At 46.9% G+C, this 13,731-nt stretch carries 12 protein-coding genes and 1 other RNA gene; 2 read left to right on the forward strand and 11 right to left on the reverse strand.

Annotation, left to right across the window (positions count from 1 at the left end; translation table 11 throughout):
* Positions 1 to 48 precede the first annotated feature (48 nt).
* A complete protein-coding gene (locus tag ACRJJO_RS20870) occupies positions 49 to 2,136 on the reverse strand; it encodes a cation:proton antiporter (protein ID WP_431067500.1) in 2,088 nt (695 codons plus the stop codon).
* A gap of 491 nt (positions 2,137 to 2,627) precedes the next feature.
* On the opposite strand from ACRJJO_RS20870, the gene ACRJJO_RS20875 reads away from it, so the two are divergent.
* Positions 2,628 to 3,224, forward strand: coding sequence for a hypothetical protein (locus ACRJJO_RS20875; RefSeq protein ID WP_431067501.1), 597 nt, complete (start codon positions 2,628 to 2,630; stop codon positions 3,222 to 3,224).
* A gap of 271 nt (positions 3,225 to 3,495) precedes the next feature.
* Positions 3,496 to 5,157 carry a putative transporter gene (locus ACRJJO_RS20880; RefSeq protein WP_431067502.1) on the forward strand — a complete coding sequence of 554 codons (1,662 nt, stop codon included), beginning with the start codon at positions 3,496 to 3,498 and terminating at the stop codon, positions 5,155 to 5,157.
* A 301-nt stretch (positions 5,158 to 5,458) separates the two neighbouring features.
* On the opposite strand, the gene ACRJJO_RS20885 is transcribed toward ACRJJO_RS20880, so the two are convergent.
* From ACRJJO_RS20885 to ACRJJO_RS20930, 10 genes are all read right to left on the reverse strand, one after another.
* Positions 5,459 to 6,205, reverse strand: coding sequence for a tRNA threonylcarbamoyladenosine dehydratase (locus ACRJJO_RS20885; protein WP_431067503.1), 747 nt, complete (start codon positions 6,203 to 6,205; stop codon positions 5,459 to 5,461).
* Positions 6,198 to 6,860: a TatD family hydrolase gene (locus ACRJJO_RS20890; protein ID WP_431067504.1), complete on the reverse strand. Its 663-nt coding sequence runs from the start codon at positions 6,858 to 6,860 to the stop codon at positions 6,198 to 6,200. Before ACRJJO_RS20890 ends, ACRJJO_RS20885 begins: the two co-directional genes overlap by 8 nt.
* Positions 6,861 to 6,884: 24 nt before the next feature.
* Positions 6,885 to 7,835 (reverse strand): cysteine synthase A, encoded by a 951-nt coding sequence (gene cysK / locus ACRJJO_RS20895; RefSeq protein WP_431067505.1) that lies wholly within the window; start codon positions 7,833 to 7,835, stop codon positions 6,885 to 6,887.
* A gap of 129 nt (positions 7,836 to 7,964) precedes the next feature.
* On the reverse strand, positions 7,965 to 8,303 hold the full coding sequence (locus tag ACRJJO_RS20900) for a histidine triad nucleotide-binding protein (protein ID WP_431067506.1): 339 nt from the start codon (positions 8,301 to 8,303) through the stop codon (positions 7,965 to 7,967).
* Between the two features lie 10 nt (positions 8,304 to 8,313).
* Positions 8,314 to 8,910: a recombination mediator RecR gene (gene recR, locus ACRJJO_RS20905; RefSeq protein ID WP_404360553.1), complete on the reverse strand. Its 597-nt coding sequence runs from the start codon at positions 8,908 to 8,910 to the stop codon at positions 8,314 to 8,316.
* Position 8,911: 1 nt separating this feature from the next.
* Positions 8,912 to 9,235 carry a YbaB/EbfC family nucleoid-associated protein gene (locus tag ACRJJO_RS20910; protein ID WP_431067507.1) on the reverse strand — a complete coding sequence of 108 codons (324 nt, stop codon included), beginning with the start codon at positions 9,233 to 9,235 and terminating at the stop codon, positions 8,912 to 8,914.
* The gene (dnaX, locus tag ACRJJO_RS20915) at positions 9,232 to 10,860 is read right to left on the reverse strand and encodes a DNA polymerase III subunit gamma/tau (protein WP_431067508.1); all 1,629 of its coding nucleotides are present in this window, start codon (positions 10,858 to 10,860) and stop codon (positions 9,232 to 9,234) included. The genes ACRJJO_RS20910 and dnaX overlap by 4 nt, the downstream gene beginning before the upstream one ends.
* Before the next feature lie 41 nt (positions 10,861 to 10,901).
* Positions 10,902 to 10,998, reverse strand: an RNA gene (gene ffs, locus ACRJJO_RS20920) — signal recognition particle sRNA small type.
* A 521-nt stretch (positions 10,999 to 11,519) separates the two neighbouring features.
* The gene (locus tag ACRJJO_RS20925) at positions 11,520 to 11,855 is read right to left on the reverse strand and encodes a hypothetical protein (RefSeq protein ID WP_431067509.1); all 336 of its coding nucleotides are present in this window, start codon (positions 11,853 to 11,855) and stop codon (positions 11,520 to 11,522) included.
* A 104-nt stretch (positions 11,856 to 11,959) separates the two neighbouring features.
* Complete coding sequence (locus tag ACRJJO_RS20930; RefSeq protein ID WP_431067510.1) at positions 11,960 to 13,303, reverse strand: ATP-binding protein; 1,344 nt, start codon at positions 13,301 to 13,303, stop codon at positions 11,960 to 11,962.
* Positions 13,304 to 13,731 lie beyond the last annotated feature (428 nt).

Here is a 13,731-nt window from a genome sequence, read left to right on the forward strand (position 1 = left end):
TTTCACCTTTCACCTTTCACCTTTCACCTTTCACCTTTCACCTTTCACCTATTTCCGCCCATCGCGTAATTCATTAAATAGCATAATATAAAGCTTCGCGCTAATTATCTCGTTTTTACTCAATTTAGCCAGCGTTGCCATTTGCTGAGCATCGAGCGTTTTTTTCCCGCTAACCGAATTGAAATCCGTTAACAATTCGTAATTCGACTCAATCATCTTATCGAGGTTTTGCTTGGTATTCGCAGCCAACGCTTTGTATAGATCGATAGTTCGACACAATGCATCGGCGTCGTCGAAAATCTCGCCTAGACTGCTATCTTGCAAGCCTTCCAACCTTCCCACCACCATTTCGAGCATTTGATATTGAGTTCGGTAATAAATATAAAGCTCTTGGGGCTGCAAATTCTGCGACGACAAAAATAACAATCTTCGCACGCCATTGATCAGACGCTCTATTCCGTCCACCGGAAACTTTTCGTCCAACTTATTTAATTGAGAATGTCCATTTTCGATACGGGCCATTTGAATATCCAGCAAATTGAGAATTTTTTTATAGACTTTCTCATTAATGTCGCCGCGTTGATAGATTTCTTTCAGTTCGCTCTTTTCCATGCCCAGCACAAAAATACGCAGTAACTTCTCAGTCAATTCCGCGGCATTCGGAAACTTGCCTTTATATTCGCTCAAAGCCTTGTCATGTAACCGCTGATAACTATCGCGCATCTCCCTGTATTGTACCTCGCTGATTTTTCTATGTTGAAACAAACGTTCCAGGGAGCTCAAGACTTCATCATATATCAATGCCTTACCTTTGTAATAACTGACTTCTTCATAATCCGTTAAAGCGTCGATACCGAGCGCGTGCATCACTTTACCGATCGTGGTCGCTTTGACCAACAAGGTAAAATAAATACAACCGATAGTGATTGCGGTAACGAAATCCTTGACCGAAAAGTCATAAGTCCATCCCGGCAAGGTCGCATCGTCAGGAATCAATAAGACCATGATGACCGCTAAAGACCCTCTCAAACTACCCCAGGACAACAAATGCATCCAAGAAACGGGAATCGGCTCTTCCTTCCGAGTCAGATTCAACAAGCCCAGCAACGGATAAATCGACAACGCACGCCCCAGCATCACGACAACAATCGCCAGTAGTATAGGCAGAATCGCAACATGCAAATCAATCGATTGTTTGACGAACAACAAACCCATTAAGATGAAAACCAGCGAATTCGTCACGAAACCGAAATAACTCCAAAACTTTTCCATGTATTCTTCGACGCCGTGCGACATTTTGAACCGGCCGAAATTACCGATCACCATCGACGCGACCAAGGTCGCGATAATCGATGAAAAGCGAAGCTGCTGACCGAAGAGCACAATATGCTCGGAGATCACCTCAGTCAAAATAAATGTAAAATGCGCAACCAACAACGTCAGCGTAATTTCTAAATGCTCATAACCTTTAACCCATTCGATCAGTTTCGCGAATATAAAACCCATCAACAAGCCGAACATAATTCCGCCGAACAGCATGATGATAAAATTCAACAAACCGTTCGCGATCGAGCTCGATCCGGCAAAACCGTGCAGTAAAATTTCGAGAAACACCAAAAAAATAGCGAACGCGGTACCGTCGTTAAACAAGCTTTCGCCTTCGAAAATCAACGTGAGTCTTTTCGGCGCGCCGTAATCTTTGAATAAAGACAATACCGCAACCGGGTCGGTCGAAGAAATGATCGCACCGAACAATAAGGTCACGATAATCGGCACTTCAAAACCAACCCATCTGAACACATAAAAACCGGCAATACCGATAAAAAAGGTCGATGCCAACATACCCGGTATCGCCAGTAAACTGATCGCCCGAATATTGTTAATCATGTCGCCGATTTTAATGTTATAAGCCGATTCGAAAATCAAAATCGGTAAAAATACGAAAAACAACAACTCGGGAGTCAACTCAAAACTGTTGATAAACGCGAAGGCTTCGACCCGCGACAAGGGCACCAATAACGAACCGACAATCACTAACAGCACGGTATAAGGAATGCGGGCTTTTTGCGCCACCATGAATACAACCAACGAAATTAGCATCAAGCTAAACAACGCTAAAAATACTTCAAGATTCATTCAGAAGCCTCGAATAGAAAAGAACGGGTAATACCGACAAGCAGTTTTTCACAAACGACTTCGAATCGGCCGATCATTTTAACGCCCAATCGGCTTTTTACATATACTTCGCGAGGTCATGTTTGCGGATTTTATGACAATGCCATTTTGTTCGACGCTTACAAGGAAGTCAGAGATTAGGCTGCGTATAAGAAAAAACGCGTCATTCCGCAAGGGACGGCAATGCGTTACGCGGCGTCCAGGTGTTTTAAATATGAATAATCTACTTACCCACGTTAAGTTATAATGATATATCAAAAACTTACATTAAAATAGACATTAAGAAATATGCACAAAAGAACTTCTACAAGTCGTAAGCTTTTCGGCGGTTCGGTTCCTCGACGATAATAGTCAGAATACGTTGGGCATTTACCGTTATCACAGACAATATTTTTTAAAAAGCCTATTTTTGCCGTATATTAGCGACTAATCTAATCGTTAGGAACTCACTCATGAGCCGACAAAAAAAAACTTGGAACATTGACGGCATTATCCGGAATATCTACCTCCATGAAATTATTTTTCTAGGCCTAATCGGATTGTGTTTTATCGGCGACCTGATCGGATACCTCTCCGAACGAGCAGTGCTTTTTTACTGGTTGACGATGACGCCGATTTTTTTTATTAGCTCAGTTATTAGTGAAAAAGCAGCGGCACTGCAAAGCGGAAAAGATACGCCGCATTTTCTAAAATACGAATCGATTTTTTGGCTGAGTGCTTTCATGGCGGTAATGTTAATTATGCTACTTTGGCATGCCAGCATTATCGAAACCGAAGCAACCGGCTTGATTATTCACATCATTCTTGCTCATACCATGCTCCTAACCGGAACGCTACTCGGCATTCGCTTCTACTTAATCGGTTTTTTTCTTTTCCTAACAGCGGGGCTGACGATTGCGGTAGAAGGCGAAGTCGGACGTTCGGTATTCATCGTGATACCCGTTATTATTTTAGGGCTCTATTATGAAAAATATTTTTTGTTTCCGTCTATCCGAAACAAAATCGAGCAGGCCTATCGAGACGATGAAATTTACGAAGATGAAGAGTAAAACAGGACTGACTTCGGCAAACTTTATTGTCGACCTCCATTTTAACCGGCTGTCGCCCAATAACAAGCCAACATAAGCTCTATTTTGCGAGAATGCCGGTAACACTCAAACTAACGCCAAGCTTCTAACTACTAAATTCCAGGATCTCTTGGTAATATGCGGCCATATCCTTAATAACTATAAAAATTTATCAGATAGGCTCCTTGTCTGTCACACTCCACGCCTTTAACCAATTTTTTTAGTCGAGCATTTAAGGAGTCATTCGTTTTCTATGAATTGGTTTATCGAGCTTTTCAGCGAAGAATCAGTCCCGCACAGCCTAATCGTCATCAGCCTAGTTTCCGCGTCGGGGCTAGCTCTAGGCCGTCTTAAACTATTTAACTTTAACCTAGGAATTGCAGGCGTATTGTTTACCGGATTGGCTTTCGGCCATTTCGAGATCACTATTTCCTCCGAAATCCTGCATTTTTTGAGGGAATTCGGACTCATTCTGTTCGTTTATGCAATCGGACTTCAAGTCGGTCCCGGCTTTATTCATGCCTTTTATCATCACGGCATTTTGTTAAACATCTTAGCCGCGACGATCGTGTTGCTTGGCGCCCTAACGGCCGTGTCGATCGGGTTAATCGATAATATTCCGATTGCCGCGATAGTCGGTCTATTTTCGGGCGCGACGACCAATACACCGTCGCTTGCAGCGGCTCAAGAAGTGTTAGGCGGTTTACCGACGATCGATGCAGAAACCTTAAAACTCCCCGGCATGGGCTATGCGGTCGCCTATCCGTTCGGAATTATCGGAATCATTTTGTCCATGCTTCTGATTAAGCGGGTTTTCAACGTGATGATTCATCACGAAGCCGATGTGTTCTCTCGTATTCAGCGGGCCAATGCTCAAGCACCGGTCTGGAAGGATCTAACTGTCGAAAATTCGAATCTTAATCATATCGCGATTGGCGAGATTTCATTTTTCGAAGCAATGGGCGTCGTGGTAACTCGAATACTTCATGACGGCCAAGTCCATGTTGCCTCAATTGACAGCCGACTGCATACCGGCGACTCAATTCGCGTAGTTGGAAGCCCAAAACAATTGGCAAAACTAAAAATGCTAATCGGCCCTGAGGCTAACGTTAATATTCATGATATAAGCAGCAACCTTTACACCGGCCGTTTCGTCGTAACTAATAAAAAGGCCGTCGGACAATCAATCGCGCATCTTCGCGCTTTATTCGGCGTTACGATATCGAGAATACATCGACCCGACGTCGAATTTACGCCGACCGGCGCGATGCATGTCCATTTCGGCGACGAGTTGCTGGCTGTCGGCAGCAAAGAAGGCCTGGCAGGTCTCGAAGAAATGCTGGGCAATTCGCTCGAAACCTTGAATCATCCGCAAATCGTGCCGATCTTCATCGGCATCGGCCTTGGTATATTACTCGGCAGCTGGCCGATCTGGATTCCCGGCATGCCTTCGGCGGTCAAATTAGGCCTGGCCGGCGGACCGTTGATTATCGCGATTATATTGAGCCGCATCGGCAATTGGGGCACGATGACCTGGCATCTACCGAAAAGCTCGAACATTATTCTCAAGGATATGGGAATCGTTTTATTTCTCGCCGCAGTGGGTCTACATTCCGGCGACCGATTCATCGACACGCTCATTCATGGCGACGGTTTCTATTGGATGGCTTGCGCGGCATTGATTACGCTATTGCCGTTGCTGCTCGTCGGTTTCATTGCACGACTATTTTTTAAGCTAAATTATCTATCACTATGCGGCTTGTTGGCCGGCAGCATGACCGATCCGCCGGCCTTGGCTTTTGCTAACGGACTTAGCCCTTCTCCTGCTGTCTCGATCGCCTATGCAACCGTTTATCCCTTAGTTATGATTCTCAGAATCATGGCAGCACAATTGATGATCATCTTGTTAATTTAGCGAATCCATGAAACGCCATACGATCGCCAACCGTTTTTACTCCTTGATTCTACTCTTATCGATGGCAAGCTACACGGACTTGTTGGGCTGGCTATTTGCCTGCTTGGATGGACTGCCCCATTATCTTATCGCAGATCAAAATCCGGCATTTTAACCCTGAAAAACATGAATTTTATATAGAGCTTCAAGAGATTACCTAAACATTGCAGCTAACCTTTCGGGTGTGTGAAAATTGTACACAAACGAATGACAAGTTATTGTATTAACTTCTTATTCTTCATAATGAATTCTTTTTCTAGGATTAAGGCTTTTTCGAATCGAGTACTTGTTTCTGCATTAAAGCGCGTATCACGACCGATGCGCAGACCCCGCCAAAAGCCGCCGGTAAATACGAGATCGTTCCGTAGGCGGATTTTTTATACCGACTACCTTCGGTCATCATCAACGATTCCTTGATCACGGCCTCGGGCGAAAACACCGTTTTAACGCCGCTCCGGATACCCATTTTTCGCAAACGAATCCGAATGAACTGTGCGAACGGACAATGATAGGTCTTGGAAATATCGACCACTTTGATTTGTGTCGGATCAAGCTTACCCCCCGCCCCCATCGAACTGACGATCTTCATTTTGCGTCGCTTAGCCGCCTGTATCAACGTAATTTTCGGCGTCAAACTATCGATCGCATCGACTACATAGTCGTATGGCGTGTTCAATATCTCGGGCGCGGTATCGGGCGTGATGAACTCGTGCCTGACATGCAGTTTCAAGTCGGGATTGATCGCAAGCAGGCGCTCGCCCATGATATCTGCTTTCGATTGTCCATGCGTCGTCGCCAACGCCGGCAGTTGACGATTACGGTTACTCGCCTCGACCACGTCGCCGTCCACGATGGTCATTTCACCGACACCGGCGCGGCATATGAATTCGGCCGCGAACGAGCCGACTCCGCCCATGCCGACCACTAAAACATGGGACTTCTGCAAACTCTCCAGTTTGGCCGGCCCGATCAATAACTCGGTACGGGATAGCCAGCTCAAATCAGTCATGTAAAAAAACTCGGTTAAAATTGTTTTCGAGGTGTTGTTGAAGTTCGGGCAAATCGATTTGCAAAATAGCCGCCGCGGCCCGGTATATGCTATCGATGCCCAGACCGGAATCGTCGGTTTCCAGAAAAGTGCGGTCTCCGGGCACGGCGGGCAATACCTTAGCGGCATTGCTGTTAGGATGCAATAAAGCCTTGCCAAATGACAGATAACACCCCCGATCAACCAGCCACGCGGCGATTGAAGGCTTATTATTGAAGCCATGCACGATCCAAGGCACCGAGGATTTTCGTTTCGATTTGATACGGAGTAATTCGTTGAAGGCGCGCACGCAATGAATCACGACCGGTTTCCCGCATTGCTCGGCGAGTTCTAGCTGCGCGATGAAGATCGATTCTTGCTCGGAAAAAGGCGCGCCAACCAATCTATCAAGACCGCATTCGCCGAGTGCCAATAGATTCGCATCGGCTAACGCGGACTCTAGAGTTTGCAGGGCAGCCCTACAATCCTGCCGCCCGATAAACCACGGATGAATTCCTAATGAATAATAACCGTCCCAATGTTCTTTACCGGTCCATTCCGAGGTATCGAAATTGACAATGACCCTGCCCTCACCTTTGCCATGCCTATGAATATCGATAAAAATACCGGGGGGCATCGATAGACTGGATTTAAGCGTGAGTTAGTGGAGGGACTCGAACAACACCGAACTCAAATAGCGTTCGCCGGAATCGGGCAGAATCACGACGATAGTTTTACCCGCAAATTCGTCTTGTTCGGCTAACCGAATCGCCGCAACCATGGCCGCGCCGCAAGATATTCCGCAAAGAATGCCTTCCTCGAGCGCTAATCGCCTGGCCATCTCGACCGCCTCCATACTTTCGACTTGTTCGACCCGGTCGACGACTGACAAATCGAGCGTATCCGGGATGAATCCGGCGCCGATGCCTTGAATTTTATGCGGACCCGGTTGCAATTCCTGACCCGCTAATTTTTGCGAAATCACCGGACTTTCCTTCGGCTCGACCGCGACGGACAAGATATTTTTGCCTTGGGTGTGCTTCAAATAGCGCGACACACCGCTGATCGTTCCACCGGTACCGACACCGCTAACCAAAACATCGACACTGCCGTCGGTATCGTCCCAAATTTCAGGACCGGTGGTTTTTTCATGAATCGCGGGATTGGCCGGATTTTTAAATTGTTGCGGCATAAAATAACGCGCCGGATCGCTTTGCACGATTTCCTCGGCACGCTGAATCGCGCCCTTCATGCCTTCGGCACCCGGCGTCAACATCAGTTGCGCGCCAAACGCGGCCAAGACTTTACGACGTTCGATACTCATCGTATCGGGCATCGTCAACGTCAATGAATAACCACGCGCTGCAGCGACATAAGCCAAGGCAATACCGGTATTTCCGCTGGTCGGTTCGACGATTTCGATACCGGGTTTCAAGATGCCTCGTTGTTCGGCATCCCAAATCATCGCCGCGCCGATTCTGCACTTGACCGAATAAGCCGGATTCCGGCCTTCGATCTTAGCCAATACCGTAGCCTTGTTGCCGGCGATACGGTTTAGTTTCACTAATGGCGTACGGCCTATCGATAATGAATTGTCATCAAAAATATTCATATCCCCTCCTGTTTTAATTAACTAGACGAGGACCTGATGATTTCATTATTGATCCTAACCTGGCAAGTTTTTTCTTCCCGCTCGAATACTGACAACTTGGCATTATGCGAAACGTTTATTGCAAACCCATCACCCCGGCGGCCAGCGCATCGAACGTCCGCCGAGCAAATGTAGATGCAGATGATACACCGCTTGGCCACCATGCTCGTTGCAGTTAATGACGGTCCGGTAACCGTCCTCGGACAAGCCTTCCTGAGCCGCCAACTTCGCTGCGGTCAGTAATAGATGACCGGCCAAGCCGGCATCGTCGAGATCGTTCAGCGTGGAAATATGAATTTTCGGAATGATCAAGATATGAACCGGCGCTTGTGGATGAATATCCCTGAACGCCAAGACTTTATCGTCTTCATAAACCGTATCCGGCTTGATCTCGCCGCTCACCATTTTGCAAAACAAACAATCTGTCATCGTAAGCTCCTCAAACTTGACGGCGTCCGTTAAACGCGTGCGATAACGTGCCGCTGTCGATATACTCCAATTCGCCGCCCATCGGCACGCCATGTGCAATACGCGTGGCTTTGACTTGATATTTCTTGGCCATCTCGGCAATCAGATGTGCGGTCGCTTCGCCTTCAACGGTCGAATTGGTCGCTAAAATAATTTCGCCGACATCACCTGCCGCCAATCTATTCTCCAGCAAATTCAAACCGATTTCTTCGGGACCGATGCCATCGAGCGGTGACAAGTGCCCATGCAACACAAAATAAACGCCCTTAAAGGTTGCTGCTTGCTCGACCGCCCAAACATCGGCCGGACTTTCGACGACGCAAACCATCGATGCATCTCTCGACTTATCGGCGCAAAGCCGGCATAGCGTATCCTCGGTCAAGGTTCTACATTGTTTGCAATAAGCAATTTTTTTGCTGGCCGATAATAATGTTTCGGCCAAGCGCATAGCGCCATCCCTGTCTCGCTGCAACAAATAAAACGCCATTCGCTGCGCCGATTTAGGGCCGACGCCGGGCAAGGCGCATAAATCTGTAATCAGTTGCCCGAGCAACCCCTGTCTGATCATATCAGAACGGCATTTGAAAACCGGGAGGCATCGGGAAGCCGGAAGTGAATGAGGACATTTTTTCTTCCTTCATTTTAGCGACTTTGTGGACCGCATCATTAACCGCTGCCGCCACTAAATCTTCCAGCATATCCTTATCGTCGCCGACCAACGAGTCATCAATGTTGATTTTTCTTACTTCCCTTTTACCGGTCATCACGACCGTTACCAGACCGCCGCCGGATTCGCCTTGTACTTGCATCAACGCAAGTTCTTCCTGGGCTTTTTTTAATTCTTCCTGCACTTTTTGGGCTTGTTGCATTAATGAGCCTAAGGCATTTTTCATGTGTTTCTCCTGTCTTGTTGAGCAACCGGTTCTATCGTTCCGGGCAAAATTCTGGCGTCGAATCGTTCTTTAAGCGCATGTACCGTCTCGTCGTTTTCGATAGACTCTACCGCCGAGCGCTGCAAATCTTCTCGGTCTTTTTGCAATTGCACTGCGGGCGTATCGACTTCGGCTTTCTCGGTAACAATGTTGAGCTTTATCGGTTTGCCGCAAAAATCTTGCAGCGATTTTTGTAATTTCTCTACCGTTCGAGCGCCGCTTAATTGCTTATGCCCCGGGTCGAGCAGCAATGTGCAGACTTTATCATCAATACTTTGCAGCACACAATTATTCGCCAATTCGCGGGTCATGCCGCCGATTCTCATCGCGGCTATCATGTCGGCCCATTGGCTTGTATCAGATCCGGACGGACCGGGCTCAAAAGCGTCCGCGGGTTTTATAGCGTGTTCGGCACCCTTGAGCGATGCAACGGATTTATTTGTAGTGTTTTTTGCCGGTTCGCTGTTTACCGGTTGCGGGGACGATGAAGTTGGCGTCTGTAACGTGGAAGGCTTGAAGGCAAGCATCCTCAGCATGACCATTTCAAAACCGCTTTTAGGATCGGGAGCTAAATCTAAATCGCGCCGGCCGATCAATGCAATTTGATAATAAAGCTGAATATCCTCGGGACTGAACAGTTTAGCCAACTCGACAATCATCTCTCCATCGAACTCGTGTTCGATCGAGGCAGGCACCGCTTGATAGAGCGCAATCCTGTGCAATGCTTGCAAGATTTGTTGCAATACATCGCCGAAGTCGGGTGTCAAATCGGCCATTTGGCCAATCACTTTAAGCATTTCCGGTGCATTAGCTGCCGCTAAGGCGGTCAGCAAATCATTGACGGGATGTTGTGCAATGGTTCCTAGCATTAAACACACATCGTCGAGGCCAACTTTACCGTTGCCATAAACAATCGCTTGATCGAGCAAGCTCAAGCCATCGCGCATACTCCCGTCGGCCGCGCGCGCCAGCAATCTAAGCGCCGCCGGCTCAAACTCGATGCCCTCTTGTTGAAGAATGAATTCCATTTGCTTGAAGACTTGCTCCGGCAGCATTCTTTTTAGATTGAACTGCAGGCAACGAGATAGCACGGTTACCGGAATTTTATGCGGATCGGTAGTCGCCAGCAAAAACTTGACGTGCGGCGGGGGCTCTTCAAGCGTCTTCAATAAGGCGTTAAAGCTATGTCCCGACAGCATATGGACTTCATCGATCAGATAGACTTTGTAACGACCACTATTCGGGGCATATTGCGCATTTTCAAGCAAATCCCGCGTGTCTTCGACTTTGGTGCGGGAAGCGGCATCGACTTCGATTAAATCCAGAAAGCGGCCCTGGTCGAGTTGAACGCAGACATTACATTTGCCGCAAGGATTATGACCTTGAAGATTTTCGCAGTTGATGGCTTTGGCAAGAATACGGGCTATCGTGGTTTTACCCACGCCGCGGGTACCAGTGAATAAATAAGCATGATGCAAACGATCATGTTGCAATGCATTGATCAGCGATTTGACAACATGTTCTTGACCAACAATTTCGGAGAAATTATGAGGCCGCCATTTTCTGGCGAGAACCTGGTAAGTCATTACAGACTCGGGGAGAAGGTTACTTTAAGATTGGGCGGTAACCTTGCCAGCCACATCCCGGCACACGAATCTGCTGCTACCGTTGCTCCCTTCCGGGCCTGGCGGGGTTTACAGCGTATCGTTGCGGGAGGACCGACATGGTTACCATAATTACTTAACAGCCTGCTTGGCTGAGAGGGGCATTATCCTTGAATAATTCGTTTAATTCAACCGTAATTTTGAATTTATTTTACTGTGAACGTATGCGAACCGAAGAGGGTGCGGTTGCTCGATCGACAGGCGTCGGCGGCAAGGACAGCCGCCGTCGAGCCTACATGGACGTATTCACGGCGTCCTGTCGGGCGGGCGAGCGACCGCACCCTCTCAACCAGAGAACTTTCATTTGCCCGGGCGATAGCTAGGCCTTCATGAACGTTACTTTGCTAAACTAAATCCAATGTATACCTTTCGCACTTCAAATTTCGGCAATGCCAGAGGAGGCGCCGGGGTGTTCGATCCCTCACCTAACACTAGGTGAGGGATCAGCATGGAGCTGGCATAGAGCCTACAGGGACGTATTCACGGCGTCCTTTGACGGACACCCCGGCGTCGAATTTGATATACATCGCGGATTCAATTATCGAAAAAGCATTATCGCCAAAAAGGTTAATGGTGCCAATTTAGCGATCTTTCAACAATTGCTCGATCAATTTCCTTTGTAAATCGATAATTTCATCTTTAGCCGCAATGGTTTTATCTTTTTCCAGCAATAAATCATTCAGCAATTTTTCTTTTTCATTCATATCGGGAACGGCATATTCTTTCCAATCGACCGACTTGACTTCAACCGCCGATGCGGCCGGTTCTTTTTTTAGAAATTCCGTAATATCGACCGGATTTTTATCCCAATTCATTTGCGGCTCTTTTTTAAGTCTCGAGTAACCCCCGCCAATCCATTCCGGTTCATTGCCATTTTCAGTTAATTCATTAGGAAATGATAATTTAGGTTCGTTCATAGACATACCCCCGGAGAAGCTTTAATTTGGCCAAAAAACATAGAAATTGTTTAAAGAAGTTTAGCTAACAGTATAAATTATTAACTGAAAACCACATATAAATTTTACGGCAAATAAACCCTCCAACGCATGCCACCCAAAATTTGGCTTTTATCGCCCAACAATTGCCCTCCCAACAAATCGATAATTTCATTGACCACCGCCATGCCTATCCCGTGCCCATCGGTGTTTTGGTCGGCCCGGACACCTCGTTTAAGAATATCACTCAGATGGTCGGCAGGAATTCCCGGTCCGTCGTCCTCGATTTGCAATAAAAACGAAAAGCCGTCTTGCTTGATTTGATTTTTATTCAAAATACTGACCCTGACTTTTTTATCGCACCATTTGCAAGCATTGTCGATTAAATTACCGGCGACCTCATAAAAATCCCCTTGTTCGCAATAAATCTTAAATTTATCAGGCTTTTTGATCTCAAACACAATTGGCTTATCGGCATGTACTTTTTTCATTGACGCTATAATTTTATCAACTCCCAGAGCGGCATCCATTGTACCGGTAATTTTCTTTTCTCCCTTAGCCGCTGCCCGTTGCAGTTGATATTCAACGATTTCGTCCATCCGAGAAATCTGATCGTGTACGGTCTTTTTATCCAACACCGGCGAATCAATACTCCCCCTTAAAATAGCTAGCGGGGTCTTTAAGCTATGGGCCAAATCGGCCAACGTATTGCGATAACGTTCTAAATGCGCTCGCTCGCTGCTGATCAACGCATTAAGATTTCCAGCCAATCCTCGCAATTCAGTCGAATAACTCCCGTCAAGAAGAGACTTTTCTCCTCGCTCGATCGACTCCAGATCTCTCACGATCAAACGAAGCGGACTCAAGCCCCAGCGCAGCACTAAAAATTGAATCAAAATTAAAATCAAGCCCATCGCCAACAACCAAGAACCTAATGCAGTTTTAAATCGATCGACTTGCTTAGCGACAAACATACTTTCCTCGGCTACGCTGAAAATATATTTTTGCTCCTTGCCTCGGTGATTTTCCCAAATCACTCTGTAATGCAACACATAACGACCTTGTTCGTCGAGCAAGAATACAAATTGACCAGAATCCATGTCCGGCGCTGAAGAGGCGTTCAAACCAATTGCCGAAGGGGAAAACCACACCACATCCGCATCGACCGGCTGTATCCAAGCATAAAGGCCGGACCCTGGATTCGAGAAGCGCGGCTCTCGTAACTCTTTGGGCATTTTGATTCGTCCGGCTCGAGTCAGCTCAGCTGCCGACAACAACGAGTAAACTTGAATTTTTAAGTTTTCCCGGAGCGTTTGCTCGGCGCTTTCTCGATAGCCTTGCTCCAAGACGATGGCAACCAATATAAAAAACGAGGCCAAAACGACGCCGGCGGAAACCAATAAACGAAAACTAAGCGATTTAGAGTTCAAAGCGGACCACAGTAGTAAGTGACGGAAAGAAAGGTTTTATTTTAGACTCGACAGCTCAACCATGACGAACATGAAATTATTGAATTATACCTTTCGCACTTCAAATTTCGGCAGTACCTAAGGAGGCGCCGGGATGTGCGGTAAAGGCTCTATGCCAGAATGGATGCCGGCATAGAGTCTACATGGATGTATTTACGGCGTCCTTTGACGGGCACCCCGGTGCCGAATTTTGATCTAAGAAGGGTGTACCTCCCTTTTTAATTGAAAAACCGTCTAAGAATAAAAAGATATGGGATGCGTCTATCGAGGTCCCCCGTGCTGCCGAAATCCTCGCTAGCCACAAACCATACCTTCATAAAATTAACTATTTTTTGGTAATTATTCACATCCCCCCTATCGTTCCCACGCTCCAGCGTGGGAATGCAGCC

Origin of the sequence: Methylotuvimicrobium sp., assembly GCF_050611805.1 — a bacterium.
Classification (GTDB): Bacteria; Pseudomonadota; Gammaproteobacteria; order Methylococcales; family Methylomonadaceae; genus Methylotuvimicrobium.